The sequence below is a fragment of the Aquabacterium sp. genome, from assembly GCF_049274795.1.
Classification (GTDB): Bacteria; Pseudomonadota; Gammaproteobacteria; order Burkholderiales; family Burkholderiaceae_C; genus Aquabacterium.
In genome coordinates this window covers 53,990-78,583 of sequence record NZ_JBASTH010000037.1, presented here as the reverse complement: position 1 = coordinate 78,583, position 24,594 = coordinate 53,990, and the positions used below count along the sequence as shown (strand labels likewise).

At 65.2% G+C, this 24,594-nt stretch carries 27 protein-coding genes; 3 read left to right on the top strand and 24 right to left on the bottom strand.

What is annotated here, in order from left to right:
• Positions 1-38 precede the first annotated feature (38 nt).
• From WAQ08_RS05885 to WAQ08_RS05820, 14 genes are all read right to left on the bottom strand, one after another.
• The gene (locus WAQ08_RS05885) at positions 39-596 is read right to left on the bottom strand and encodes a hypothetical protein (protein WP_422189930.1); all 558 of its coding nucleotides are present in this window, start codon (positions 594-596) and stop codon (positions 39-41) included.
• A complete protein-coding gene (locus WAQ08_RS05880; RefSeq protein ID WP_422189928.1) occupies positions 593-991 on the bottom strand; it encodes a hypothetical protein in 399 nt (132 codons plus the stop codon). Before WAQ08_RS05880 ends, WAQ08_RS05885 begins: the two co-directional genes overlap by 4 nt.
• On the bottom strand, positions 988-1,221 hold the full coding sequence (locus tag WAQ08_RS05875) for a hypothetical protein (protein WP_422189926.1): 234 nt from the start codon (positions 1,219-1,221) through the stop codon (positions 988-990). The genes WAQ08_RS05880 and WAQ08_RS05875 overlap by 4 nt, the downstream gene beginning before the upstream one ends.
• Complete coding sequence (locus WAQ08_RS05870) at positions 1,221-1,622, bottom strand: hypothetical protein (RefSeq protein ID WP_422189924.1); 402 nt, start codon at positions 1,620-1,622, stop codon at positions 1,221-1,223. The genes WAQ08_RS05875 and WAQ08_RS05870 overlap by 1 nt, the downstream gene beginning before the upstream one ends.
• Before the next feature lie 27 nt (positions 1,623-1,649).
• Positions 1,650-2,480: a major capsid protein P2 gene (locus WAQ08_RS05865; RefSeq protein WP_422189922.1), complete on the bottom strand. Its 831-nt coding sequence runs from the start codon at positions 2,478-2,480 to the stop codon at positions 1,650-1,652.
• 280 nt (positions 2,481-2,760) lie between these two features.
• Complete coding sequence (locus tag WAQ08_RS05860; RefSeq protein WP_422189920.1) at positions 2,761-3,438, bottom strand: hypothetical protein; 678 nt, start codon at positions 3,436-3,438, stop codon at positions 2,761-2,763.
• Positions 3,422-3,865 carry a hypothetical protein gene (locus tag WAQ08_RS05855; RefSeq protein WP_422189918.1) on the bottom strand — a complete coding sequence of 148 codons (444 nt, stop codon included), beginning with the start codon at positions 3,863-3,865 and terminating at the stop codon, positions 3,422-3,424. The genes WAQ08_RS05860 and WAQ08_RS05855 overlap by 17 nt, the downstream gene beginning before the upstream one ends.
• A 304-nt stretch (positions 3,866-4,169) precedes the next feature.
• Positions 4,170-4,544 carry a hypothetical protein gene (locus WAQ08_RS05850; RefSeq protein ID WP_422189916.1) on the bottom strand — a complete coding sequence of 125 codons (375 nt, stop codon included), beginning with the start codon at positions 4,542-4,544 and terminating at the stop codon, positions 4,170-4,172.
• Positions 4,456-6,291 (bottom strand): replication endonuclease, encoded by a 1,836-nt coding sequence (locus WAQ08_RS05845; RefSeq protein ID WP_422189914.1) that lies wholly within the window; start codon positions 6,289-6,291, stop codon positions 4,456-4,458. The genes WAQ08_RS05850 and WAQ08_RS05845 overlap by 89 nt, the downstream gene beginning before the upstream one ends.
• 131 nt (positions 6,292-6,422) lie before the next feature.
• A complete protein-coding gene (locus tag WAQ08_RS05840) occupies positions 6,423-6,659 on the bottom strand; it encodes a hypothetical protein (protein ID WP_422189912.1) in 237 nt (78 codons plus the stop codon).
• Entirely contained in the window at positions 6,656-6,988 is a 333-nt protein-coding gene (locus WAQ08_RS05835; RefSeq protein WP_422189910.1) for a hypothetical protein, read from the bottom strand. Before WAQ08_RS05835 ends, WAQ08_RS05840 begins: the two co-directional genes overlap by 4 nt.
• Positions 6,989-7,129: 141 nt before the next feature.
• Complete coding sequence (locus WAQ08_RS05830; protein WP_422189908.1) at positions 7,130-7,519, bottom strand: hypothetical protein; 390 nt, start codon at positions 7,517-7,519, stop codon at positions 7,130-7,132.
• Positions 7,516-7,818, bottom strand: a complete 303-nt coding sequence (locus tag WAQ08_RS05825; RefSeq protein WP_422189906.1) for a hypothetical protein — start codon at positions 7,816-7,818, stop codon at positions 7,516-7,518. The genes WAQ08_RS05830 and WAQ08_RS05825 overlap by 4 nt, the downstream gene beginning before the upstream one ends.
• Positions 7,815-8,096 (bottom strand): hypothetical protein, encoded by a 282-nt coding sequence (locus tag WAQ08_RS05820; protein ID WP_422189904.1) that lies wholly within the window; start codon positions 8,094-8,096, stop codon positions 7,815-7,817. The genes WAQ08_RS05825 and WAQ08_RS05820 overlap by 4 nt, the downstream gene beginning before the upstream one ends.
• Before the next feature lie 228 nt (positions 8,097-8,324).
• Between WAQ08_RS05820 and WAQ08_RS05815 the strand changes: the two genes are divergently transcribed.
• Complete coding sequence (locus WAQ08_RS05815) at positions 8,325-8,810, top strand: hypothetical protein (RefSeq protein WP_422189902.1); 486 nt, start codon at positions 8,325-8,327, stop codon at positions 8,808-8,810.
• Between the two features lie 49 nt (positions 8,811-8,859).
• Here WAQ08_RS05815 and WAQ08_RS05810 read toward each other — a convergent pair whose 3' ends face one another.
• Both WAQ08_RS05810 and cadR read right to left on the bottom strand, forming a co-directional pair.
• On the bottom strand, positions 8,860-9,240 hold the full coding sequence (locus tag WAQ08_RS05810; RefSeq protein WP_422189900.1) for a hypothetical protein: 381 nt from the start codon (positions 9,238-9,240) through the stop codon (positions 8,860-8,862).
• A gap of 9 nt (positions 9,241-9,249) precedes the next feature.
• Positions 9,250-9,720, bottom strand: a complete 471-nt coding sequence (cadR, locus tag WAQ08_RS05805) for a Cd(II)/Pb(II)-responsive transcriptional regulator (RefSeq protein ID WP_422189898.1) — start codon at positions 9,718-9,720, stop codon at positions 9,250-9,252.
• A gap of 40 nt (positions 9,721-9,760) precedes the next feature.
• Here cadR and WAQ08_RS05800 point away from each other — a divergent pair, with 40 nt between their 5' ends.
• Positions 9,761-12,055: a heavy metal translocating P-type ATPase gene (locus WAQ08_RS05800; RefSeq protein WP_422189896.1), complete on the top strand. Its 2,295-nt coding sequence runs from the start codon at positions 9,761-9,763 to the stop codon at positions 12,053-12,055.
• 12 nt (positions 12,056-12,067) lie between these two features.
• On the opposite strand, the gene WAQ08_RS05795 is transcribed toward WAQ08_RS05800, so the two are convergent.
• From WAQ08_RS05795 to aceE, 8 genes are all read right to left on the bottom strand, one after another.
• Complete coding sequence (locus tag WAQ08_RS05795; protein WP_422189894.1) at positions 12,068-12,673, bottom strand: chalcone isomerase family protein; 606 nt, start codon at positions 12,671-12,673, stop codon at positions 12,068-12,070.
• Between the two features lie 33 nt (positions 12,674-12,706).
• Positions 12,707-13,408, bottom strand: coding sequence for a flagellar basal body L-ring protein FlgH (locus tag WAQ08_RS05790; protein WP_422189892.1), 702 nt, complete (start codon positions 13,406-13,408; stop codon positions 12,707-12,709).
• A 15-nt stretch (positions 13,409-13,423) separates the two neighbouring features.
• Positions 13,424-13,978 carry a cell division protein FtsI gene (locus tag WAQ08_RS05785; RefSeq protein ID WP_422189890.1) on the bottom strand — a complete coding sequence of 185 codons (555 nt, stop codon included), beginning with the start codon at positions 13,976-13,978 and terminating at the stop codon, positions 13,424-13,426.
• 14 nt (positions 13,979-13,992) lie between these two features.
• The gene (locus WAQ08_RS05780) at positions 13,993-14,430 is read right to left on the bottom strand and encodes a hypothetical protein (RefSeq protein WP_422189888.1); all 438 of its coding nucleotides are present in this window, start codon (positions 14,428-14,430) and stop codon (positions 13,993-13,995) included.
• A gap of 455 nt (positions 14,431-14,885) precedes the next feature.
• Positions 14,886-15,659 carry a response regulator gene (locus tag WAQ08_RS05775; RefSeq protein WP_422189886.1) on the bottom strand — a complete coding sequence of 258 codons (774 nt, stop codon included), beginning with the start codon at positions 15,657-15,659 and terminating at the stop codon, positions 14,886-14,888.
• Between the two features lie 297 nt (positions 15,660-15,956).
• Positions 15,957-17,813 (bottom strand): dihydrolipoyl dehydrogenase, encoded by a 1,857-nt coding sequence (gene lpdA / locus WAQ08_RS05770; protein ID WP_422189884.1) that lies wholly within the window; start codon positions 17,811-17,813, stop codon positions 15,957-15,959.
• 3 nt (positions 17,814-17,816) lie between these two features.
• Positions 17,817-19,169: a dihydrolipoyllysine-residue acetyltransferase gene (gene aceF / locus WAQ08_RS05765; protein WP_422189882.1), complete on the bottom strand. Its 1,353-nt coding sequence runs from the start codon at positions 19,167-19,169 to the stop codon at positions 17,817-17,819.
• 11 nt (positions 19,170-19,180) lie between these two features.
• Positions 19,181-21,883: a pyruvate dehydrogenase (acetyl-transferring), homodimeric type gene (gene aceE / locus WAQ08_RS05760; protein WP_422189880.1), complete on the bottom strand. Its 2,703-nt coding sequence runs from the start codon at positions 21,881-21,883 to the stop codon at positions 19,181-19,183.
• Positions 21,884-22,032: 149 nt separating this feature from the next.
• Between aceE and WAQ08_RS05755 the strand changes: the two genes are divergently transcribed.
• The gene (locus WAQ08_RS05755; RefSeq protein WP_422189878.1) at positions 22,033-24,594 is read left to right on the top strand and encodes a PAS domain S-box protein; all 2,562 of its coding nucleotides are present in this window, start codon (positions 22,033-22,035) and stop codon (positions 24,592-24,594) included.

Here is a 24,594-nt window from a genome sequence, read left to right as displayed (position 1 = left end):
CCTCATTGGCGGCCAGCGTGATTTTTAGGGTACGCATGTCACTTGCCCTTGCTCATGACCCACACAGCGCCGATGACGGCAGCCGCGATGGCCGTGTATTTGAAGGCGTCCGACAGCCCTGAGGCGTCCGACTTGTTTGCATTGAGCGCGGCCACAGCAACGACCTGCGATGCGTCCGCGTTGGCCTTCGCACCGGCCGTGAGCTTGTCCATGATCGACTCTGAAGCGTCGATGGTGTTGGACCATGCCGTGAGCGCGTTGGCGCCGCTGGTCTTGTAGATGTCGGTGACGTTCTCGCCGAGGCCTGACAGCACCTTTTCACCAGCGCCGATCAGGAACTTGACGCCATCGGTCTGGGTGATCATCTGTTCGCGCATGAGTTCATTGTTCATGCGCGTGATCTGGGCAATGCCAGGGTCTACGCCCTGAAAAACGCCACCCTGACCAATGATGATGGCGTTATCACCACCCACGGCGCGGTTGTCTGTGGTGATGGTGTTGGTGGCATTGCTGCTGCTGCTCTTGCTGCTGCCGCCGATGTACAGGCGATTGCCCATCGGCAGGCACGAGCGCTTCGCGGCAAGTATGTCAATCATTGGACTTTCGCTTTCATGACCCAACCCGTGACGGCATAGCCGGCAGGCTTGAGCTTTGCCACCAGGCCGCGCCGTGCGGTCAGGAAGCCGATTTCTTTGCAGCCGTGCTGTCTGGCCCACGCGCTGGCCACTTGGTGGATGGCCTCGCTCATGCCGGCGCCCTCGCCTGCTGCGGCATCGACCCAGGCCACGCCGTTTTCCGCACCGATGACCATGACGGCCTTGCCCGCCACGCTGTAGCCATCCCAGCGCACGACGCGCAGGCATTGCTGCCCCTCGCCCTTTCCGATGCTGGCCACGCCCTCATCGGTCAGGATGCCGCGCGGGTCCAGGCTTGCCAGGCCGGCCAGGGCCTGCGCGACCCGGTGCTGAGGGATGGCGTGTGCTTCGATCACTTGCGCCCTCGCCGCCAGATGAACAGCCCCACCAGGGCGACGCCGCCCACCATCAGCCAGTTGACTGAGCCCAGACCGCCGCCGCTCGACGCGTTAGCGGTCTGGGATCCCTTTTGGTTGATGATCCACGCGCCCCCAGCACTCTCTGCGCCGTAGGCACCCGTGGTGGCGCCAGCCGACGACGGACCACCGCCACCGGCCGAGATGCTCGGGATTGCCGGCGCGACCATCAGTCACCCCCGCCTGCATTCATCACCACGAAGGCAAAGACCGCGAGCAGCAACAGGCCGCCCATGCCGCCGAAGCTGGCATCAAGGGAAGGCAGGATACCGGCCTGCACCGTGGTGGGCCGGCCGTTGGCGTAGTAGCTCTTGCCGTTCTGTCCAGCGAAGGTGCCCGGACTGGTGTTGCCGTAGACGGTTGCCGGTGCACCGAACTGGTTATCTATGGCGCGCACGGCGCCATAGAGAACAAGGTTCTGCCACCAGGGCGATGCGCTGTCGCCGCCTTGGTACGGCGCCACTTGGTAGGCGTCACGGATGTCGGACTCTAACGAGTAGACGCCAGAGCCAAAGCCCGCCGTCTCGGCGCTGCCCAGGCTGATGCCAAATTGGTCTGCGAAGTCAACCATGCGGTTTCCCCTTTGGCTGTGCCCCGATCACAGACGCCCGTTCAGGTCGTAGCTCTCGGTATAGATGGTGAGGGTGTCGGCCGCCGTGGTGGTCACGCGGATGTCCAGGTTCTGCACAAGCTGCGCGCCCTGGGCGTTGCGCGTGCCGGCCGTGTTCAGCGCGTTGGACTGCAGCGAGTCGGGCAGGAAGTCAACGATGTGATAGCCGCCCTGCGGCACGCGGCCGAAGTCTTGCTGACGCACGTTGGCAAGCGCCACGGGCAGGTTTTCGTACACCTCGGCGCCATCGCGGCGCACGCGCACGCTGGCCACGTTGGCATGCTTGATGATCAGACGCTTAAGCTGGAAGCCCTGGGCGCCGTAGGGCACGAAAATCTGTTCTTCGGCAGCGGCAGCGATGGTCTTTTGGCCGTACTGCACACGCTGGATGATCGTGTTCGCGCTGGGCACGTCCACGTCGGCCCACACCTCTATGCTGTTGGCTGTGCTGGCCGCGTAGTTGCCCAGGTCGAATTCCAGCGTAAAGTCTTGCACGCCGGCATCTTGACTGGCCGCAATGGCGCCCATCTTCATGCCGACTTCTTCTTTGGCCTGGCGCTCGGTGAAGTCCATGACCATGAAATTGGCGTTGACGATGTTGCCCTTGTATCCGTTCAGGGCGTTCATGTCGGCGCTGGTGGCCCAGCGCTGGAATTCCTTCGTGTTGAGCTTCAACACGATGTTGGACAGCACACCCGTGACGATGTTGCCGCCCATGCGGAAGTAGAGTTTTTCGTACACGACGCCCAGCGGGAGCCGCAGGGACGCGCGCTGATTGGGGCCTACGTTTTGGACCTGTGGCAGGCGGATGGTGCGCATGTTGTGTCACCTCCCCCGGTTCCACACATGCGAAAAGCCCGGCGATGCCGGACGAGAGGATCAGGCGCCCGTGATCGCCTTTTGGACGATGCCGCGCGTGGCGCTGAATTGGTTCAGCAGGTACAGGGTTACGAGCACGACGCCAGTGGTGATTGCTGCATTCTTGATCTGAGCGGGCATGAGAGTTTCCTTTGCTGGATTGGTTGAATGGTCGGTTGACCCCGCTGCATTTGGCAAGGCCGCCCCAACGTCGTCAACATCCCACGCCCGTACGTAGCTCCTACGTAGGCTCCCGATTTTTTCTGACGGTGACGCCGCCCGGTGTGAGCTGGTTGCGACGGAAATCCTTTTCCAGCCACATGATTTTTGTGGTTATGACCGGCAAGCCCTGGTCCTCATCGTCCGAGGTGACCAGGGCCGCCACGTCGGCCACCGGCACGTCCAGGGCCTCAGCCACGGCCCGCCTGTCGTTCGCATAGCGCAGGCTGAACGCACGCAGGTACGTGCAGTTGCCCAGGAAATTTTTATCGATCAGCGCCGGCCGCTGGGCCGCGCCCAGCACGATCAGGCCGACGTGGCGGCCCTGGGTGCAGATGCGCTTCCACTCTGGCGGGGCCCAGCTTGGTTTTGTCACGTCGGACAACTCTTCAGCGAGGAACACGCAATTGCCCGCTGTGAAGGCCACGGCGCAGATGGTGGCAAAGGCCTCATCCATCGAGGACTTGCCATCGTGGACAAAGCGCACGCGTGGCGCCTTGCCGGCCTTGATGGCGCGGCCTGCAGCCAGCACGCCAGCCATGTCCACTGCCTTCGCGTGCTCACCGTATTCATTGCGCGGATCCCAGATGATCAGCGGCACTCCGGCAAGCTCTTTGAGCCTGGCTTTGATGCTGACACCCTTACCCGAGCCGGATTGCCCGATGTAGGCCTCAATGCAGGCCTTATTGGTGACTGCCATGGGCCTGCGCCTCCAACTCTGCCCGACGCTCCCCGATGGCCTGCCACGTGGCGTACGCAGCCGGCGCCGTGACGCCAAGCAGGCCGATGTACGGACCCCACTTCGCCATGAGTTCAACCATGGTCCAGCCGTGGCGGGCCATGATCGCGGCGCCATTGATGGCGATGCCCTTCAAGACATCATCGTTCCACACGGTGTTGAACTGCGGCCACCATGCAAAGCCGGCCGCCAGCATGCCGCGCGCCATCTTTAGCACGTCGCACAGGTCATCTTCGACGCTGGCGGCCTGGCGCATCAGTTCGGCCTGTTCGTCGGCCTGGTGCTGGTCCTGCAGCGCCTGGCCAGCGCCGTCGATGGCACTGGCGCGGCCCACCAGTTCCGCGAAAGGGTCGGCCGCTTGGGCCGTGGCTTCTTGTTGATCGCTCATCCGAGGATCCCCCAGCCCGCGCGCTTGGGCGCAGGCGCAGGCGCTGGCACAGGGGCCGGCGCGGGTGTTGGTGCCGGCGTTGGCGCCGGGGCTGGTTCAGGGGCCGGTGCGGGCTCCGGTGCCGGTTCGCTGATCAGCAGCGCGCGCAGCATTTCATCCGACCTTTCGGAGCGGGCAAACGTCTGGCTATTGCATGCATCGCACACGACGTACACCAACTGCTTGACACTCAGACGCAAGCTGCCCTTTGTGCGCTGGCACACCGGGCACTTGCACCGGCCGATCACGTTGTCGGCCGCCATGGTCAGGCGCTGGCCTTCGCGGTCTTCTTGGCGGGCGCCTTCTTGGGTTTGGCCGGCGTGGTGGGCGCCTGCTTCTGCGCGGCTTCCAGGGCCGTGACGCGTTCCAGCAGCGCCGCGAAGCCGCTATCCTGGCCAGCCATGGCCATGGCCACTGTTTCCACGCGCGCATCATCCTGAACATCGTCACGCTGCAGCGTTGCCACATGTTCAGCCAGGGCCTGCACGGCCTTTTCCAGCGTATCCACGCGTTCCAGCGCCGAAGCCGGCACGCCCGTGGCTGTGGCGGCCTCAACCAGGCCGCGCGAGATGCCCAGCAGGTTCAGGGCGGTTTGCAGGCCGGTGGTGACCTGGCCTAGGGTCTTCGAAATTTCTTGCATGGTGATTCCTTTGGTCAACCGCCCCCGGTTCCAAAGGATCTATGCCCATGTGGGCGTTATAGGCCGCCCGCCAATCGTCGGCGAAGGCCCAGGGGAAGCGCTCGCGCGCTGATGGCCCCGTACAGTTATTGACACGGGTCCAAGGGTGAACAGCCAGAGCGCGGCCCCCATCGGCCGATGGCGGCTTAACTGGCCGCTGCTGCTGGCTGTTCGCCCTTGCACCCCATGCCCCACGCGGGCGCCACTCCTTGCGATCACTGGCCGCGCGGCGGCCTTCGATCCGATCCAGCACACCCACCGGCTTTTGCTCGGTGGTCTTCTCGTAGCGGCCGGCGTGCTCGCATGCTTCTTGATCGACCTGCACGCGGTATTTCCGGCCGCAGAAGGCGCCGCCCTGGCGCACCATGTAGGAGGCCCACGAGGCGCGCTGTACGCCTTCGCGCTGGGCCGCCTGCCACATGCCCTGAATGCGCTCACTGGCCATGAGCGCCTGAGCCTCACTGACGCGGCGAAGCTCTCGCCACACAGTGACGGGTGGTTGCCCGATAGGCTGAAACTGGCGGATGCCGTGAGCGCTGGCCCAGGCACGCACGCGGCGAGCGCCGCCGCCGAAAAGATCGCCCTGTTCCATACGGACCACGCGCCCTTGAATCTCATCGTCATGGCCCTCCATGCCTACCGCGCCTTCGTCGTCGATGCCTTTGGCGATGTACTTCGCGATGTAGCCCGAGGCCCCGCCCTTTTCCATGCGGATGGCCTTGAACCGGTGTTCCAGCGCGCCAGGCTCCATCAGACAAAGAGGCGCCCACCGACCACCGCGCGACCTGCCCCGCTTGCCCTTTTGCCAGGGGCCGCAGGGCTCATCCATCACATCATTGAGCCAGGCGTGCTTTATCACGCGCTGGACGGCCTCAACGTTCTCAGGGGCGCACCAGAACAGGCCGTGCCAATGGGGCGTGCCATCGTGGTGAGGCTCGGCCACCCTAAAGCCGAAAATGCCGAAGCCACCGCGATCAAGCGCGGCACGGGCACGGGCCCAGGCATCGCACAGCCACTGCTGCGCATGCTTCGGGGTGGGCTTTGCTGCTGCAATCCATTTTTCATTGACGGCTCCATGGCGGTGCACCGCGTGATAGCGGCTTGGTGCGGTTTGCGTGGTGAAAATGCCCACCATGCCGTGGGCTTCGGCCCACTCTTCACAGCCCCTGATACGGGTCATCAACTCCCCGCGCCGGATGGCTGGATTGCTTACGCTGACTTCCGCCAGCCTGGCCAGGCTGAACACCTGGCCATCCTCGTTTTCAAGCTCGGTGGCCGCGAGCATGGCCGCGTTCGCCGCGTCCTGATCGAGCTTGCGGCGCATGGTCTCGTTCGTGATGTAGGGCTGCCGGCTGGCGCACACGCGCTGCCCCGCCCTGCCCTGCGCCTCGCGCTCGACCGTGGCGGCCTTGCGCAGGGCGCGATACCACCAGTCTTTGCACGTGGCGCGGGCCAGCAGGCCCTTGACGGCTTCGGCCTCATCGGCGTTGCGATTGGCCCGCAGCGGCCGGCCCTGCAGCGGTTTCACCTGGCCGTTTAGCCAGGGCACCAGCGCACACAGCGCCATGCCGGTGGCGCCGCCCTGAGCGATGCGATCCACCATCAGGGCGGCCCGGCGTTCGGCCAGGGCGCGCACGTCGCGCGGCCTGGCATCAGGGTGCACCGGCATGGCCGCCAGCGTTGCCGCGCAGTGCTCGATCTGCAGCATGGCCAGGCGCTCATCCGCTGCGCGCCTGGCCTCACGCTGCTCACGGCGGGCGCGCTGCTTCTCGATGGTCTTGTGCCACGTGGCCGTGCCCAGGCTTGTGCGTCGGCCGATTTCGCCCCAGCTTGCGAACTTCATGCCGGCACCAGCACCAGATTGCCAAAGTCATCAACGACGCACCACCGCTCCGCGCCCGTCCACCCGTTCCGACTCATTGACACAGGCATGTCCGCCCCGGGCATGAACAGAGCCACCCACAGGCGCAACTTTCGCTTGTCGCCCGGCTCATTCGGATGCAGCCGGCTCGCGAAGACGAACACGCCCTTTTCCTTGAGCAGCAGGGCCGGCCCGCCGTTGTGAGGCTCGCTCATGGCCGCAGCATCAGCGCGCCCGCGCTCAGTTCGCCCAGCAGCGAGCGCGCCAGGGCGCCCACCTTGAACTGCTCATCCTCGGTGAGCTGGTCCCAGCGCAGGCGATCAGCGTTCGCCCGGCCCGTGGCCATGATCACGAGGATGTCGCGGGTGCGTTCCGACAGGTCCGCCCACACGTCGGACGCCGTGAGCACCCTGCGGCCCTTGAGCCGCGATTTCATGGCCTGTACAGCCACCTGGGCGAAGGTCTTGCCCGTGAGGGCCGCGAGGGACTTCCACTCTGCGACCTGAACACCCGCCAGGGCTTGTGCATTGATGGGTGCGTTCATATCACCACCCCGTTTCAATGCGGAAAAGCACAGGCCCGACCTGAATGCCAAGCAGCGTGTCACCTACGTTGATGGCGATGATCAAGCCCCAGCGACTACGCCAGTCCACCCGCAGCGAGATGTTCCGAGGGAAACGCATGATCAAAACCTCCGCGTAATGGCCAGGTGAACAGCGGCAGAGCCCTTGTCCACGGGTGGCACGATCAGGAAGCGAGCGCCGAAGCCGGCGCCCAGGTCCACGGCCAGCAGGCCTGCAGCGACGGGCAGCGGCCCGCCATGGTTGCGCCGGTAGCCGTCAACGACGCCGAGCACGGCGCCGGCTTTAAGTGGGCCCCACGCCCCGGCGTAGAGCCCGCCAACCAGATAGCGGGACTCGCCGCCTTCGCTGTTGCGCATCGAGCCGGCCGCCACCAGGGCCGCGCCGCGCTCGCATGACACGCCGATGCCCGGCGTGTCGCTGTTGTAGCCCGGCTCTGGGTGCCAGGCCGCCAGGTGCAGCACCATGGCGCAGAGGATGGCGGCGCCGCTCATGAGCCCTCCGGCACGTCGTGAAGGGCCATACCGCAGTCAGGACACGGGGCGGTCAAGCCGCACGCCTTGCCATCCGACATCACGCGGGCGCAACGCCCGGCACCTCGCATCAGGGCCTCAGCCTCTTGCGTCACGGTGGTGAAGGCGTCGATGGCGACGGCGATGTCCTTCGCCGGCACCGTGCGGCGTTCCATGACGACGCCGAACTTTGCGGCCTCGACATGCACGGCGGCGGCGCCCTGCTCGATGGTGGGCGACAGCTTGAGCTTGACGCCAAAGAGGTTGAGGGTGTGGGTCACTCTGTGGCCTCCTTCAGGATCTGCCACAGCTTTTCCGCAATCTCTGGCTCATCCGACTCCAAATAGCCCGACATTACCGCCAGCGCCCCGCGTAGACCCCACCCATGCTGATAGACGGCCGAACGGCGCTCAACCGCCACAGCCCGAATGCCCTCATCCAGGGCGCGCAGCAGCTTCGCGCGCACCGGATCCGCCAAACGCGAAGGCCCGGGGCTCACATGAGCACCCGGGCCATCTTCGACACGCTCGCCCTTGCGGGCCGTCGCTTCAGAATTCATAGAACCCCCGTTCCGTTACCTCCCCTGCCCCGTAGGGGCCGGCGCGGGGAACCGGGGGAGGTTTTGGTGTGAAGCCGCGCCGACGGTTCGAAAGATACCCCAAGGCATCATTAATATGCAAGCGTGCTTGAGCCACCCCACTATGGGGGTTCACCCTACTGTGCGATTAAGGCAACAATATGCCCATTCGTACGTGCACTCCCGTACGTACGTGGAATCGGGGGATTCATGACCTACCTTGAACTGCTGGACGCCGCAAAGCGCGCCAAGGGCTACCCGTCTGACTACCGGCTCACCCGCGAGCTGGGCGTGTCCGACAACACCATGTACAACTACCGCCACGGCCTCAGCCGCCCGGATGAAATCCGGCTGATGAAGCTGTGCGAGATGGCCGGCCTTGACCCAACGCCGTTCATCTTCGACTTGCACGCATCCCGCGCCAAGACTGACGAACTAAAAGAGTGGTGGGCCACGCTCGGCAAGCGGACGACGCCTGCCGTGCTGGCCCTCATGTTTTGCCTCGCGTGGTGGCTCGACAGGGATGCGGGCGCAGTAAGCAGCGCCCTTGCCTACTTCGTTCTGCCGGCATCCACAGGCAACAGTTTGTATATTATGTCAACTTTTTTGCGCTGGCTTGTTGGCTGCTTTTCGTTCTTGTCGGGACAACCTAGCCCTGCCAACAAACAAGTTGGGGCTGCCAACGGCACAACTTGAAGTTGCCAACCCCGTCCTATGGAGACACCGTGGAAAACCAGCGCGCTGGTCAGGCCGCGACCGCCTGACTTAAACCAACTGGACTCCTCGAAACCCGGGGCGCTTCACTTGAAATGCAACTGTTGAAGCTGAATTCCGCTCCCAACGACTGCTTTTCACATGTTGTGGTGCTCACGGCCCGGCAATCAGGTTCAGTGCAAGTTGAACTGGGGTGACCTGGAACTGCATAACGATCTAATTCGTTATTACTTTTCCGCTTATGTGCTATTTCTGGCCTTATCCTGGCTGACTCCCATACACCGGTGATCACCTGCGCCACCGTCAGTACGATGTTGGCCACGACACTGACCAACGTGCTGCTGCGTGCCGCCCGCTGTCGTTCCGCGGATTGCAGGGCCTTGGCTTCGGGGCCCTGAGGGCCGGGGTTCATGGTGACTCCTCAATGACGGCCATGGGAACGCGGCACATGGTGTGCATGCCCCTGCCCGCTGCCCGATACCGCATCACCCTGATGCACCGCAGCCTTGCTCAAGCCTTCCAGAATGCCGCAAGCGCCGCGGCCTTGGGGGGCCTGGCATTGGCTGCGCAGGGTGCGCAACTGCTGCTCCAGCGCCTTGAGATCACCGATGCGGTGCGCCACATGGTCGATGTGCTCATCGAGCACGCGATTGACCTCGCCGCAATCATCCTGAGGCGCATCCTTGAAGCGCAACAGCACCCGGACCTCATCGAGCGCCATGTCGAGCGAGCGGCAATGGCGGATGAAGGCCAGACGCGCAACGTGGTCTTCACCATAGATGCGGTAGTTGCCACTGCTGCGCGCCGGGGCGGGCAGAAGACCTTCGCGCTCGTAGAAACGGATGGCTTCGACAGACGTGCCCGTGGCCAAGGAGAGTTCACCGATCTTCATGGCTTGACTCTACACCCACTATAGGGTTTCCAATGCAGACATGGACACCAACACCCTGCCCCGCAAGCCCGTGCAACGAACATTCCGCATTGCCACCATGGACTGCCCGGTGGAAGAGCGTGAGATCCGCCAGGCGCTGGAAAGCGTGCCCGGCATCCAGTCCCTGCGCTTTCAGTTGGCCGCGCGCACCCTGGGCGTCACCGCACCGGACGACGCGCTGAGGCAAGCACTGGAGGCCATCCGTGCGGCCGGGTTCGATCCCAAGCCCGTGAGCGCACTGGCTGCGGTGCAGGTGGTCGCAGCGGCACCTCAGGCCCAGGCCGGCAACGCGTGCTGCTCCGGGCATGACCATTGTGGCGACGACAAGGCGGCCGAACATCAGCATGCCCATGCCCACCCAGCATCAGCAGGCGATCTCCATGAGCATGCGCACGAGCCCTCCGGCGCCAGTGGGCTGACCCGGCTGATCGCGGCACTGGTGATGGCCTTGGTGGCGGAAAGCATCCACTACTTCGCTCCTGAGACGATGCTGTTCGAGGGATTGAGCCTGGCCACGGCGGCACTGGCCATCGCGCTGTCCGGGCTGGACACCTACACCAAGGGGCTGGCCGCGCTGCGCCGGGGCAAGCTCAATATCAACGCGCTGATGACGGTTGCCGTGACGGGCGCCTTCCTGATCGGCCAGTGGCCCGAGGCGGCCATGGTGATGGCCCTGTATGCCATCGCGGAGCTGATCGAAGCCCGATCAGTGGACCGCGCACGCAACGCGATCCAGGGGCTGCTGGACCTGGCGCCGGCGCAGGCCCGTGTCGCGCAACCCGACGGCTCCTGGGCCGATGTGCCCGCCGCTGACGTGCCCTTGCAGGCCCTGGTGCGGGTGTGCCCCGGCGAACGCCTGCCGCTGGATGGCGTGGTCACCGAAGGCCGCAGCTCTGTGGACCAGGCCCCCGTGACGGGTGAAAGCCTGCCCGTGGACAAGGCGCCGGGCGATCAGGTGTTCGCCGGCACGGTCAACCAGGCGGGTGAACTCACCTTCCGCGTGACCGCGCAGGCGCAGGACACCACGCTCGCACGCATCATCCACGCGGTGGAGCAGGCCCAGGGATCGCGCGCGCCTACACAGCGCTTCGTGGACCAGTTCGCCAACATCTACACCCCCGCGGTGTTCGTGATTGCGCTGGCGGTAGCCGCGCTGGGGCCGTGGGTTGCCGGCTGGACGGTGCTGCAAGCCATCTACAAGGCCCTGGTGCTGTTGGTCATCGCCTGCCCTTGCGCGCTGGTGATCTCCACCCCCGTGACCGTGGTCAGCGCACTGGCCAACGCCGCTCGACGTGGCGTGCTGATCAAAGGGGGCGTGCACCTGGAGAACGCCCGCCACATCCGCGTGGTGGCCCTGGACAAGACGGGCACCATCACCGAAGGCAAGCCCAGCCTGGTCGAGTGGGCCGCCTGGAACGGTGAAGCCACTCAAGCCGCCGATGCCGGGCTGGCCGCCACGGCGCATGCCCTGGCCAGCCGGTCCGACCATCCCGTGTCGCAAGCTGTTGCCCGTGGGCTGTCAGAAGGCAAGACCTCTGGTGGTGTGCCGGTGGTGAGCGAACTGCAAGCCCTGCTCGGCAAGGGCTTCTCAGCCCTGGTCGATGGCCAGTGCCACCTGCTGGGCAACCACCGCCTGATGCATGAGCAAGGCCATTGCAGCCCCGCGCTGGAGGCCGAACTCGCTCGGCACGAACAGGCGGGCCGAACCGTCACCTTGCTGAGCGGCCCCGACGGGGTGAAAGCCATCTTCGCCGTGGCCGATGCCATCAAGGGCAGTTCGTCGCAAGCGGTGGCCGAACTGCAGGCCATGGGCATCCGCACCGTGATGCTTAGCGGCGACAACCAGGCCACGGCCGAGGTCGTGGCCCGCCAGGCTGGCATCGCCGAGGCCAAGGGAGCCCTGCTGCCGCAAGACAAGCTCGATGCCCTTCAGGCGCTCCGTGCCAGCCATGGCCCCGTCGCCATGGTCGGCGATGGCATTAACGACGCCCCTGCCCTGGCGCAGGCCGACCTGGGCATCGCCATGGGCGGCGCAGGCACGGACACCGCCATGGAGGCCGCCGACATGGTCATCATGAACGACGACCTGCGGCGCATCCCCGCGGCGATCGCGCTGTCACGCAAGACCTGGGTGGTGCTCTGGCAGAACATCTCGCTGGCCCTGGGCATCAAGGCCGTGTTTTTGGTGATGGCGCTGGCCGGCAGCGCCACCATGTGGATGGCCGTCTTTGCCGACATGGGCGCGAGCCTGCTGGTGGTGGCCAATGGCCTGCGGCTGCTGCGGGCCCGTGGCTGATGGACCGCGCGCTCAGCTCCAGCGCCGCCCGAGCAGCTTGGGCTTGAGCGACGGTTCAGCCGGATCGTCGCCCAGCCAGATGCTGAGCAGCGCGTTGTAGAAGGCCTGGCCCGGCATGGGCGCCACCAGGGCCCTGCCATTGAGTTGCACCACGGTGCCTGTGCCCGGCACCCAGTCCAGCGTGAGCGTGTCGCCCTCACGCAGACCTTCGGGCTGGCGCGAGATCGCTCTGACCAGGCCCACCATCTGGGCCTGCACGACATCACGGTCGTGCTGCAGGGCAAGGCGGTGCACGTGGTCCGCCACCGCGCGCTGGAAGTCCGCGCCGCTGATGTCCCGCAGCACCGCGATGGTGATCCTGCGTGGCCCCTTCGTGGCGAGCACTTCTGCGGCCGTGTCCTTGCGGTCGATCAGGTACAGCCCGATGGCATAGACCCGAAACACCAGCCGCCGGGCCACACCCGCCCCGTTGAGCATCAGTTGCCGACCAGCCACGCTGGCCGAATCATCGATGCGCACGGCGCGCTCGACATCCAGGGCTCGCGCGGGTTCGGCCGCCGCGAAGGTACAGGCCGCGGGCAGCAGCAGTGTCCGCAGCATCCTTGCATACCGTGTCATGGCACTCTCCCAGGAAGGCCGCACCGGCCGACATCACCACACCGTGAGGGTGTTGGTCAGGAAACGCTGCAACCAGGTCCGCGACACGCTCTGTGCCACGTCGCCCTTGCCGCCGACCTCGAAGCGGGCATCCACCACATCGGCCGAGGCCACCACGTTGTTGGAGCGGATGTCGCGCGGGTTGACCACGCCGGAGAAGCGCAGGGTGTTCATGTTGCCGTTGAGCAGAATGCTGCGCTCACCGGCCACCACCAGGTTGCCGTTGGGCAGCACATTGATCACCGACGCGGCCAGTTGCGCCTCGAACTTGCTGTTGTTGCTGGTGGTGCCGCTGCCCTTGTAGGCATCGCTGCCCGACGCCTTGGCATTGAGGTTCATCAGGCGGTCGATGAAGCTGCTGCCCGACCCGGAGCCGCCCGGCCCCACGGACGAGACCTCGTTCTCGCGGCTGGTCTTGGTGTCCTGCGCGCTGTTGGCGGTCAACGTCTCGGAGATGTCGATCTTGAGCGTGTCGCCCACATTGCGCGGGCGGCGGTCCGTGGTGAACAGCGAGCCGGTGGCCATGCCCGCCTGGAAGATCGCGCCGTTGTTGATGCGCTCAACATAGCCCGGCGGCTGGTTCGGCGGCGCGCTCATCGGCGCCTGAACGATGCTGGCGGGTGCCCCGGCACAGCCGGCGAGCGCGAGGGAGGATGCACCGGCCAGCCAGGCCAGGCGATTACTGGAAGTTGTCACGGTCGTGCCCTTTCGTCATTCGATGCCGGTCATCACGGCCGCGACCACTGGCGCTATCTTGCTGCGCGTGGACGTCCATTTCGCGACACCGAAATTATCATTCGTTTCATAGCTGCTGCTGGCATATATGCGGCCATCGCCCGATTGCAGGGTGATGGTCGCCGCCGTCATGTAGAATTTATATTTGTCGGACAAGGGAGGCTGGGCCCATTGCATATAGGCCTGATACCTCAACCAGACCGGACAGGTATCCAGCACCACACCGGGCTCATATACCCTGCTCTGCACTGCCCGGGCATTGAGCTCGGCCTGCAGTGCGGGGATGAAATCGGCGACCTGGCTGTCCCGGTTGAACTCGATGCACACCTGCTTGACCGGCTCATGTGGCAGGTAGATCGTGTTGATCGCCTTGCTTTGGCCCAGGCTGTTGCTGGCGGCCATGCCGGCCACCTTGGCCACCTCCCACAAGGGCGCGGAACTGAAAACCGTGCAGCCCCCCATGGAAAGCAAGCTCGGCAACAGACCGGCCAGCAGGCCCCGTCTCGCGCAAAAAATGTGTCGGGACGCCATGGCCTGCTCCCGGCTCAGATCAGGTCGGTGAGCCTGGAGGCGGCCGCACCCAGGCCCAGGGCCGTGTAGCCGGCCACCGTGGCGGCGCTCGAGCCCACCTCCTTGGCGGCAGACACCAGCACGTCTGACACCGCGTCAGAAGCCTTGTTGGTCAACTTGAGGCCGGAGGCCACACCCTGCCCCACGCTGGAGGCCACGTGCTTTACCGTGTCGTAGGCATTTTCAAGCTGGCGCAGCCCCTTGTTCGCGAGCGATGCCACCTCGCTGGCCGCCGCCTCCACGCCGTCCTCCACGGCATCGACAGCCTCGCCCACGGTGTGCACGGCGTCCTTGGCGAGGTCGTACGCCTCAGCAGGTCGCTTGGCCAGCTCCTGCAGCCCCTTCTCGCTGAAGCTGACCACCGCGCTGGCAGCGTCGCCCACGGTGTCCGCCACCGAAAGGGCCGTGGCCACCGCGGGCCCATATTGTTTGCTGTTGAACTCGAATTTGCCTATCGGCTGTTTGGGCTGGCAGGCCCCTGTGGCCGTTGCAGGTATGCCAGACCTGATATTCGAGCTTGCATTGATGTTGCCCATCTGTCATCTCCATCAGGAAATTGAGGATGAGCAATCCTATTTTCGAAGCACTTATTTATTGAGTCCAATAATCGACCACTTAAGCACCTTGTTCATCATTGAATATATGAGATCACCAATTTAGCAAATCACATAAAAACACGCCACACAAAATCAATCATCATCACATTGAAAATGTGAAATCACATGATGTCGCCATCAATATAAAAGCATGCCAAACGATCAAATATGAACTAACAATACCGACATGCAAAATGCACCCCCACAATGAAAATACCCCAGCGCCTTGCGGCCTGGGGCATGAAGGGGGCGATGGCGCCTAGCGGGGTGGATCAGCTGATCAGCGCCTCGCCACCGGCCTGCTCGGCCAGGGCATGGCCGGGGTGCCAGGTGCCGTGCTCCTGCGGCACGAACATGTAACCGTGCCCACGCACGGTCTGGATGTAGCGCGGGAAGGCCGGCTCGGGCTCGACCACCTTGCGCAGGCGCATGATCGAGGCATCGATGGTGCGCAGCATCACGGCATCCTTGCGCGTGTGCGACGCCGCCAGCAGTTGCTCGCGCGACAAGGCCACACCGGGGTTGGACGTGAGCTCGGTGAGTAAGGCGTACTCCACGGACGACAACACCCTCACCGATGCCCCACGACGCAGCACGCGCGCGGCCACCACGAAGGTGTACTCGCCGATGCTGACCTGGCGCTGCGTGTCCATCGGGGTACCCGGCACGAACGAGGCCTGGCGCAACACGTTCTCCACGCGCGAGAACAGCTCCCGCACCGAGAAGGGCTTGCACAGGCAGTCGTCTGCGCCGGTCTCGTTCTTGAGCCGCAGCACATCCTGCTGTGAAGCGGTCAGCAAGATCACCGGCACCTGAAAGCCTTCGGTCTGGAAGCGGTCCCAGGCCTGCACGCCGTTGACACCCGACAGGCCCGACTGCAGCACGATCAGATCGGGGCGCAGTTGCCGCGTGCGGTGCAACAGGTCATCGAGCGACCCGACAGGCGTGACCATCAGGCCTTGCTTCTCGAGGTAGTTCGACAGCATGTCCCGCAGGGTCGGGTCTTCGTCGGCGATGTATAGGTGGAAAGGTTGATCGGCGTCCATCTCGGGGCTCTGCTTGTTCGGAAGTCGTATGGCGTTGTGTTGCACCGCCAGCCTCGCATTGCGGCCAGCCAATCGATTTTGTGCAATCGAGTCACATGGAGCAACGCGCTTCGCATTTTTTTACCCATCCACTCCCCTTGCACATATGAAGTAGCGGGTTTACGGGCGCCTTATGGGGTCATCAAACCAAGCAAAATCTGCAGCCCCGCATGGGCTTGCGCATGCCAAAAATGAGCACGGCCAGCGTGGTGCTGGCCGTGTGTCATCAAGCCTCATCATCGAGGCTTTCAGGACAGATCAACGCTTGCGCGGGGGCGGTAGATCGGTACAGGTGCCGTGCGCGACCTCTGCCGCCAGGCCCACGCTTTCGGTCAAGGTGGGGTGCGGATGGATGGTCTTGCCGATGTCGACCTCGTCGGCGCCCATCTCGATGGCCAGGGCCACCTCGCCGATCAGATCGCCCGCGTGCGTGCCCACGATGCCGCCGCCCACGATGCGGTGGGTCTCCGCATCGAACAGCAGCTTGGTGAAGCCTTCGGAGCGGCCATTGGCCAGCGCACGGCCCGAGGCGGCCCAGGGGAACACGCCCTTCTTGATCGCCCGGCCCTGCGCCTTGGCCTGCTCTTCCGTGAGGCCGGCCCAGGCGATTTCCGGATCCGTGTAGGCCACGCTGGGGATCACGCGGGCGTCGAAGGCAGAACGGGCCAGGGCCTCGTCGCCCAGCAGTTCACCTGCGATCACCTCGGCGGCCACATGGCCCTCGTGCACGGCCTTGTGCGCCAGCATGGGCTGGCCCACGATGTCGCCGATGGCGAACAGGCTGGGCACGTTGGTGCGCATCTGCTCGTCCACCGGGATGAAGCCGCGCTCGTTGACCGTCAGGCCCACCTTGTCAGCACCGATCTTGCGGCCATTGGGCGTGCGGCCCACCGCCTGCAAGACCAGGTCGTACACGCCGGCTTCCGGTGCGGGCTCACCGGCCTTGGCCGATTCGAAGCTCACGCGTATGCCCTCGGCCGTGGCTTCTGCGGCCACCGTCTTGGTGCCCAGCAGGATGCGGCCGAAGCGCTTGGCGTTGAACTTCTGCCAGACTTGGACCAGATCACGGTCCGCGCCTGGCATCAGGCCATCGCTCATCTCGACCACGTCGATGCTGGAGTCCAGCGCGCCATACACCGAGCCCATTTCCAGGCCGATGATGCCGCCGCCGATCACCAGCATGCGCTTGGGCACCTGCGGCAGGGTCAGCGCACCGGTGGAGTCCACGATGCGCGAATCATCGGGCAGGAACGGCAGGCGCACGGCCTGCGAGCCCGCAGCGATGATGCAGCGCTTGAAACTCACGGTACGCGTCTCGCCGTTCTTGTCCTGGCCGGCGCCGGTGGTGCCTTCCAGTTGCAGGTGGTGCGCGTCGGTGAAGGTGCCATAGCCACGCAGCACCTGCACCTTGCGGGCCTTGGCCATGCCGTTGAGGCCGCCAGTCAGCTTGCCCGTCACGGCGTTCTTGTGGGCACGCAGCTTGTCCAGGTCGACCTGGGGTTTGCCGTAGACCACGCCCAGCGTATCGAAGTGCTTGACCTCGTCCATCACGGCGGCTACGTGCAGCAGCGCCTTCGAGGGGATGCACCCCACGTTCAGGCACACGCCGCCCAGTTCGGCATAACGCTCCACCAGGATCACCTTCAGGCCCAGATCGGCCGCGCGGAAGGCAGCGCTGTAGCCACCAGGGCCAGCGCCGAGCACCAGCACGTCGCAGTCGGTCTCGGCCGGGGCGTTGACGGCGGGTGCCGCCTTGGCCTGGACCGGGGGCTGCGATGCCGTTGCTGCGGGGGCGTTCGCAGGCGCGGGCGCTGGTGCAGATGTCGAAGCAGGCGCCGGAGCAGGCGCTGCCGCGGCCGGTGCTGTCGCCACAGCGCCCTCCACGTCCAGCGTCAGGATCACCTGCCCCTGGCCTACGCGGTCGCCCAGCTTCACCTTGATCTCGCCCACCACCCCGCCTTTCGGCGAAGGCACCTCCATGGAGGCCTTGTCGGACTCCAGGGTGATCAGGCTCTGCTCCGCGTTGATGCGGTCGCCGGGCTTGACGAGGATCTCGATCACCGCCGCATCGGCGATGTCGCCCAGGTCGGGCACGGGAATGTCGATGAAGGCCATGTCTTACACCACCACGCGTCGGAAATCCGCCAGCAGGCCGGCCAGATAGGTGTTGAACTTGGCCGCCGATGCGCCGTCGATGACACGGTGGTCATAGCTCAGGCTCAGGGGCACGATCAGGCGCGGCTCGAAGGACGAGCCGTTCCACACGGGCTTCATCGCCGAGCGGCACACGCCCAGGATGGCCACCTCGGGCGCGTTGATGATGGGCGTGAAGGTGGTGCCGCCGAACCCGCCCAATGACGAGATCGAGAAGGTGCCGCCCTGCATGTCGCCCGGCGCGAGCTTGCCGTCGCGGGCCTTGGCGGCCAGCGCGGCGGTTTCAGCCGCCAGTTGGGCCAGGCTCTTGGTGTCCACATCGCGGATCACGGGCACGACCAGGCCATTGGGCGTGTCCGCCGCGAAGCCGATGTGCACGTACTGCTTGAGCACCAGGTCATCGCCATCGAGCGAGGCATTGAACTGCGGGAAGCGCTTGAGCGCCACCGCGCAGGCCTTGAGCAGGAAGGCCAGCAAGGTGAACTTGGGGCCGCTCTTGGCGTGCTCTTCGTTGAGCTTGACTCGGAAGGCCTCCAGCTCGGTGATGTCCGCCTCGTCGTTGTTGGTGACATGGGGAATGCGCACCCAGTTGCGGTGCAGGTTGGCCCCAGACAGCTTCTTGATGCGCGACAGCGGCTGGCGCTCGATGGGGCCGAACTTGGCGAAATCCACCTTGGGCCAGGGCAGCAGGGTCATGCCGCCCAGGTCGGCGGCGCCCGCCGGGCTGGCTGTAGCAGTTGCTTGCGCACCGCCGCCGGCCAGCACGCCCTTGACGTAGTTCTGCACATCCACATGGGTGATGCGGCCCTTGGGGCCGGAGCCCGGCACCTTGTCCAGCGCCACGCCCAGTTCACGGGCAAACCGCCGCACAGAGGGTGAAGCGTGAGGCACGGCAGCCGGTGCGGATGCTTCCACGGCGGGCAGCGATGCCGTCGGGTGGGTGCGCTCGGACGGTGCGGCAGCAGGAGCCGCTGGTGCAGGCGCAGCCGCCACGGGGGCGGGCGCCGCTGCAACGGGGGCCGCAGCCGGAGGCTGCAAAGGCGCAGCCTCCGGCGCAGGCGCTGCGGCCGCATCAGCGGCACCGACTTCCAGCACCCCGATCACGGAGCCCTGGCTCACCTTGTCACCCAGCTTGACGCGCAACTCCTTGATCACGCCGCCTTGCGACGAAGGCACCTCCATCGAGGCCTTGTCGGATTCGATGGTGATCAGGCTTTGCTCGGGTTTGACGGTATCGCCCGGTTTCACGAGCAGTTCAATCACGGCCGCATCGGTGACGTCACCGATGTCAGGCACGGTCAGTTCAATCAAAGGCATGACGGACGGCCTCAGGCATACAGGGGGTTGATCTTGTCGGCGTCGATGCCGTACTTCGCGATGGCTTGCGCGGCCTTCTCGATCGGCAGCACACCATCGTCAGCCAGCGCCTTGAGCGCGGCCACGACGATGTAGTGGCGGTTGATCTCGAAGTGCTCACGCAGGCGGTAGCGGAAGTCGCTGCGGCCGAAACCGTCCGTACCCAGTACCTTGTAGCTGCGTCCCTTGGGGATGTAGGCGCGGATCTGCTCCGGCAAGGCCTTCACGTAGTCGGTGGAGGCGACCACCGGCCCGGCTTGTGACGACAGCTGCTTCGTCACGAAGGCCTCTTGCGGGGCCTGGCCAGGGTGCAGCAGGTTCCAGCGCTCGGCGGCCTGGCCGTCGCGGGCCAGTTCGTTGAAGCTCGGGCAGCTCCACACATTGGCGCTCACGCCCCAGTCCTTGGCCAGCAGATCGCGCGCGGCGATCGACTCGCGCAGGATCGAGCCCGCACCCAGCAGGTTCACGCTCGGCGCGCCCTTGAGATCGCCTTCCTGCAGCAGGTACATGCCCTTGATGATCTCTTCTTCGGTGCCCTGGCGCAGGCCGGGCTGGGCGTAGTTCTCGTTGAGCAGCGTCAGGTAGTAAAAGACGTTTTCCTGCTCCTCGACCATGCGCTTCATGCCGTTCTGGATGATCACGCCCACTTCATGGGCGAAGCTGGGGTCGTAGCTCAGGCAGTTGGGGATGGAGCCAGCCCACAGCTGGCTGTGGCCGTCTTCGTGCTGCAGGCCTTCACCGTTGAGCGTGGTGCGCCCGGAGGTGCCGCCCAGCAGGAAGCCGCGCGCCTGCATGTCGCCGGCCGCCCAGGCCAGATCGCCAATGCGCTGCAGGCCGAACATCGAGTAGTAGATGTAGAACGGCACCATGATGCGGTTGTTCGTGGAGTACGACGTCGCCGCCGCCATCCACGAGCTCATGCCGCCCGCCTCGTTGATGCCCTCTTGCAGGATCTGGCCGGCCTTGTCCTCGCGGTAGTACATGACCTGGTCCTTGTCGACCGGGGTGTACTTCTGGCCTTCAGGCGCGTAGATGCCGATCTGGCGGAACAGGCCTTCCATGCCGAAGGTGCGGGCCTCGTCGACCAGGATGGGCACGATGCGCGGGCCCAGGGCCGCATCACGCAGCAGCGGGGTCAGGCAGCGCACGAAGGCTTGGGTGGTCGAGATCTCGCGGCCTTCGGCCGTGGGTTCGAGCACGCTCTTGAAGGCATCCAGCTCGGGCACCTTGAAGGACTCCTCGGCCTTGGGGCGGCGCTTGGGCAGGTAGCCGCCCAGGGCCTGGCGGCGCTCTTGCAGGTAGGTCATCTCCGGCGTGTGGTCGGCCGGCTTGATGAAGGGCAGCTTGGGGATGTCTTCGTCGGCCACCGGGATGTTGAAGCGGTCGCGGAAGATCTTGATGTCCTCGTCCGTGAGCTTCTTGGTCTGGTGGGCGGTGTTCTTGCCTTCACCGCTCTTGCCCATGCCGAAGCCCTTGACCGTCTTGATCAGCAGCACGGTAGGCTGGCCGGTGTGGTTCACGGCCTCGTTGTAGGCCGCGTACACCTTCTGCGGGTCATGGCCGCCACGGTTCAGGCGCCAGATGTCGTCATCAGACAGGCGGGCCACCATTTCCAGCGTGCGCGGATCGCGCCCGAAGAAGTGCTGCCGCACGAAGGCGCCGTCGTTGGCCTTGCACGCCTGGTAGTCGCCGTCGACCATTTCCATCATGATCTTGCGCAGGATGCCGTCCTTGTCGCGGGCCAGCAGCGGATCCCAGTAGCTGCCCCACAGCAGCTTGATCACGTTCCAGCCGGAGCCACGGAACTCGCCTTCGAGCTCCTGCACGATCTTGCCGTTGCCGCGCACCGGGCCGTCCAGGCGCTGCAGATTGCAGTTGACGACGAAGATCAGGTTGTCGAGCTTCTCGCGCGCAGCCAGGCCGATGGCGCCCAGCGATTCGGGTTCGTCCATCTCGCCGTCGCCGCAGAACACCCAGACCTTGCGCTTGGAGGTGTCAGCAATGCCGCGGGCGTGCAGGTATTTCAGGAAACGGGCCTGGTAGATGGCCGTGATGGGGCCCAGGCCCATGGACACGGTCGGGAACTGCCAGAACTCCGGCATCAGCTTGGGATGCGGGTAGCTCGACAGGCCCTTGCCACCGACTTCCTGGCGGAAGTTGATGAGCTGTTCTTCGCTGATGCGGCCTTCCATGAAGGCGCGGGCATAGATGCCGGGGGCCGAGTGCCCTTGTATATAGAGCAGGTCGCCACCGTGGTCGGGCGTGTCGCCATGCCAGAAGTGGTTGAAGCCAATGCCCAGCATCGTGGCCAGCGAGGCGAAGGACGAGATGTGCCCGCCCAGGTCGCCGCCATCTTCGGGGTGATGGCGGTTGGCGCGCACCACCATGGCCATGGCATTCCAGCGCATGTAGCTGCGCAGGCGTTCTTCGATGTCGAGGTTGCCAGGGTGGTGGGCCTCGTCTTCCACCGCGATCGTGTTGACGTAAGCCGTGTTGGCCGAGAACGGCATGTCGATGCCAGCCTGGCGGGCGTGGTCGAGCAGGTTTTCCAGGAGGTCGTGGGCGCGGGCGCGGCCTTCGGTCTCGATCACGCCGGAGAGCGCGTCGAGCCATTCACGGGTTTCCTGGGGATCCATGTCCATGGATGCGGACGGGATCGGATCAAGAGCAGACATGGGTGAGTCTCCTAGAGTATGAAACCTGTCTCCGAGTATGGACACAGGAACAGCGTTCACGTCCACTGGATAAGCGGGCGCAAACCACGGCGAATGTAGCCGTAATTTCGCCATTGGCGTGCGCGGCAAACCACATTGATAATTTGAGGATGGTTTTCCACTCAACGACCCCCCACCTGCCGCCGCCCCAGCCTCCCCGCCCCGTGGGTGAGGCCCGGCGTCTCTTCTGGCGCTGGTGGCGTCAACAATCCCCCAATGCCCAGGACCGCTACGCCACCCTGGGCCCCCTGGTCTCCGTCATGCTGTTCCTGGCGGCCATCATCGTGGCCTTCTGGTACCTGCGTAATGAAGAGCTCGAGCGCGAGCAGGAATCCGTCAAACGGGACACTGAAATCGTTCAGCAGCAGATCCGTCTGCGCCTGATCGAGAACCAGGAGCAACTGCTGCGGCTGGCCCGCGAGATCAGCATCCGGGCTGTCAACCCCGAGCAGTTCATGAACCAGGCGGCCGACTTCGTGCGGGCCCGCCCGGAGGTGCTCAGCGTGAGCTGGGTGCAGGCCAACGAGCGCATCAAGGCCAGCCAGAGCGGCATGAGCGCCCCGCTGGACGCTAGCCGCGCCTTGGAGACCGACTTCTTCACGCCGCCGATGGACAGCTTCGTCCAGCCGACCCTGCCCCCGCGTGACGAGGCCCGCAGCGCCTTCCGCCTGGCCCGTGAGCGCAGCCAGCCGGTCTATTCCCAGGCCTACCAGAACACCAACGGGCTGCGCGTGGTGCAGGTGCACGTGCCCCTGATCGACCGCAGTGGTTTCGTCGGCACGCTGGTGGCCGAGTACTCGCTCGATTCGCTCATGCGCTTCCTGGTGCCCCGGGAGATCGCCGCCCGGCATGCCATGAGCCTGATCCAGATCAACGGGCAGCGCCTGACCAGCGCCGTCACGCCCCAGCCCGAGGGCCGGGCCGCACGGCCGACCTTCGTGCACGAGGTGATCGTCACCCCGGTGGGCAACGGCCTGCTGCTGCGCGGCGAGGGGTTCAAGACCTCCTCCAGCCTGATCGGCAACACCCTGTTCTGGATGGTCGTGGCCCTGTCCGGCTTCACCGTGTGGACGCTGCTGGGCACCCTGCAGCACATGCGCCGCCGCACCGACATCCAGAAGACCCTGGTGCAGGAAACCAACTTCCGCCGAGCCATGGAGAACTCCATGCTGACCGGCATGCGCACCATCGACCTGGAAGGCCGCATCACCTACGTGAACCCCGCCTTCTGCGCGATGACGGGCTTCTCCGAGCAGGAACTGCTGGGCTGCACCCCGCCCTACCCCTACTGGCCCAAGGACCGCCTGGACGAATTCAACCGCATGTTCCAGCAGGAACTGCTGGGCCGCAGCCCCACCGGAGGCCTTGAGGTGGTGGTGCAGCGCCGTGACGGCAGCACCTTCGACGCCCGCATGTACGTTTCCCCCCTGATCGACGCGCAAGGCGACCAGACCGGCTGGATGACATCGGTGACCAACATCACCGAGGCCAAGCGCGTGCGCGACCAGCTCAGCGCCGCCCATGAGCGCTTCACCACCGTGCTGGAGGGCCTGGACGCCGCCGTGTCGGTGGTGTCCGTGCAACAGAATGAGCTTCTGTTCGCCAACCGCTCCTACCGCCTGTGGTTCGGCGGCTCGCCCGAGGCCCACATGCAGCTCACCGGCGGGGATGTGTCCGCCGACATCGCCGCGGCCGATTCGGATGACTCGGTCGACAGCTTCGGCGGCCTGCCTACCCAGCACCTCACGGATGCCGGCGGCGACGCCCGCGAAGCCTTCGTCGATTCGGTGCAGAAGTGGTTCGATGTGCGCGCCCGCTACATCCAGTGGACGGACGGCCGCCTGGCCCAGATGCTGATCGCCACCGACATCACCGAGCGCCGCGAAGGCGAAGAGGCTGCGGCAAGGCAAGCCGAGAAGGCCCAGTTCACCAGCCGCCTGATCACCATGGGCGAAATGGCCTCTACCGTCGCGCACGAGCTGAACCAGCCGCTGGCCGCCATCTCCAACTACTGCAGCGGCATGATCAGCCGCATCCGCAACGGCGCCATCGACAACGACGGCCTGATCGAAGCGCTGGAAAAGACATCCCGCCAGGCCCAGCGCGCCGGCCAGGTCATCCATCGCATCCGCCAGTTCGTCAAGCGCAGCGAACCGCAGCGCCAGATGACCCGCATCAGGGAAATCACTGATGCCGTGCTCGACCTGGCGAGTTTCGAGATGAAACGGCGCCGCGTCACGCTCAACGCCGTGATCGGCCAGCGTCTGCCCAACATCAGTGTGGACCCTATCCTCATCGAGCAGGTGCTGCTCAATCTCCTGAAGAACGCCGCCGAGGCCATCGACAACGCCGACACGCCCCAATCCAGGCGCATCGTCGATCTGCGTGTCACGCAGAAGCTCACGGATGACCAGGGTTCCGTGATCGAATTCACGGTCAGCGACGGTGGCCCGGGCATGAAAGAAGAGATGCTGGGCAAGCTGTTCGAGGCCTTCAGCTCCACCAAGGCGGATGGCCTGGGCATCGGCCTGAGTTTGTGCCGATCCATCATTGAGTCTCATCATGGCCGGATCAAGGCTGAGAACATCTACAATGGCTCCTTGGTGACGGGTTGCCGTTTCACGTTCACCCTCCCGGTCGAGGCAACCGTACCGGGCGGCGGCGTGGCTTGA

Bases quoted from the DNA above. Each gene is read 5' to 3' on its own strand.
- lpdA (WP_422189884.1), bottom strand. From the start codon at position 17,813: ATGGCCTTCATCGACATTCCCGTGCCCGACCTGGGCGACATCGCCGAT.
- WAQ08_RS05785 (WP_422189890.1), bottom strand. From the start codon at position 13,978: ATGGCGTCCCGACACATTTTTTGCGCGAGACGGGGCCTGCTGGCCGGT.
- WAQ08_RS05850 (WP_422189916.1), bottom strand. From the start codon at position 4,544: ATGCAAGAAATTTCGAAGACCCTAGGCCAGGTCACCACCGGCCTGCAA.
- WAQ08_RS05830 (WP_422189908.1), bottom strand. From the start codon at position 7,519: ATGAGCGGCGCCGCCATCCTCTGCGCCATGGTGCTGCACCTGGCGGCC.
- WAQ08_RS05775 (WP_422189886.1), bottom strand. From the start codon at position 15,659: ATGGACGCCGATCAACCTTTCCACCTATACATCGCCGACGAAGACCCG.
- WAQ08_RS05870 (WP_422189924.1), bottom strand. From the start codon at position 1,622: ATGGTTGACTTCGCAGACCAATTTGGCATCAGCCTGGGCAGCGCCGAG.
- WAQ08_RS05800 (WP_422189896.1), top strand. From the start codon at position 9,761: ATGGACACCAACACCCTGCCCCGCAAGCCCGTGCAACGAACATTCCGC.
- WAQ08_RS05840 (WP_422189912.1), bottom strand. From the start codon at position 6,659: ATGAGCGAGCCTCACAACGGCGGGCCGGCCCTGCTGCTCAAGGAAAAG.
- WAQ08_RS05855 (WP_422189918.1), bottom strand. From the start codon at position 3,865: ATGAGCGATCAACAAGAAGCCACGGCCCAAGCGGCCGACCCTTTCGCG.
- WAQ08_RS05885 (WP_422189930.1), bottom strand. From the start codon at position 596: ATGATTGACATACTTGCCGCGAAGCGCTCGTGCCTGCCGATGGGCAAT.
- cadR (WP_422189898.1), bottom strand. From the start codon at position 9,720: ATGAAGATCGGTGAACTCTCCTTGGCCACGGGCACGTCTGTCGAAGCC.
- aceF (WP_422189882.1), bottom strand. From the start codon at position 19,169: ATGCCTTTGATTGAACTGACCGTGCCTGACATCGGTGACGTCACCGAT.
- WAQ08_RS05795 (WP_422189894.1), bottom strand. From the start codon at position 12,673: ATGACACGGTATGCAAGGATGCTGCGGACACTGCTGCTGCCCGCGGCC.
- WAQ08_RS05810 (WP_422189900.1), bottom strand. From the start codon at position 9,240: ATGAACCCCGGCCCTCAGGGCCCCGAAGCCAAGGCCCTGCAATCCGCG.
- WAQ08_RS05835 (WP_422189910.1), bottom strand. From the start codon at position 6,988: ATGAACGCACCCATCAATGCACAAGCCCTGGCGGGTGTTCAGGTCGCA.
- WAQ08_RS05865 (WP_422189922.1), bottom strand. From the start codon at position 2,480: ATGCGCACCATCCGCCTGCCACAGGTCCAAAACGTAGGCCCCAATCAG.
- WAQ08_RS05860 (WP_422189920.1), bottom strand. From the start codon at position 3,438: ATGGCAGTCACCAATAAGGCCTGCATTGAGGCCTACATCGGGCAATCC.
- WAQ08_RS05815 (WP_422189902.1), top strand. From the start codon at position 8,325: ATGACCTACCTTGAACTGCTGGACGCCGCAAAGCGCGCCAAGGGCTAC.
- WAQ08_RS05875 (WP_422189926.1), bottom strand. From the start codon at position 1,221: ATGGTCGCGCCGGCAATCCCGAGCATCTCGGCCGGTGGCGGTGGTCCG.
- WAQ08_RS05755 (WP_422189878.1), top strand. From the start codon at position 22,033: ATGGTTTTCCACTCAACGACCCCCCACCTGCCGCCGCCCCAGCCTCCC.
- WAQ08_RS05845 (WP_422189914.1), bottom strand. From the start codon at position 6,291: ATGCTGCAGATCGAGCACTGCGCGGCAACGCTGGCGGCCATGCCGGTG.
- WAQ08_RS05820 (WP_422189904.1), bottom strand. From the start codon at position 8,096: ATGAATTCTGAAGCGACGGCCCGCAAGGGCGAGCGTGTCGAAGATGGC.
- aceE (WP_422189880.1), bottom strand. From the start codon at position 21,883: ATGTCTGCTCTTGATCCGATCCCGTCCGCATCCATGGACATGGATCCC.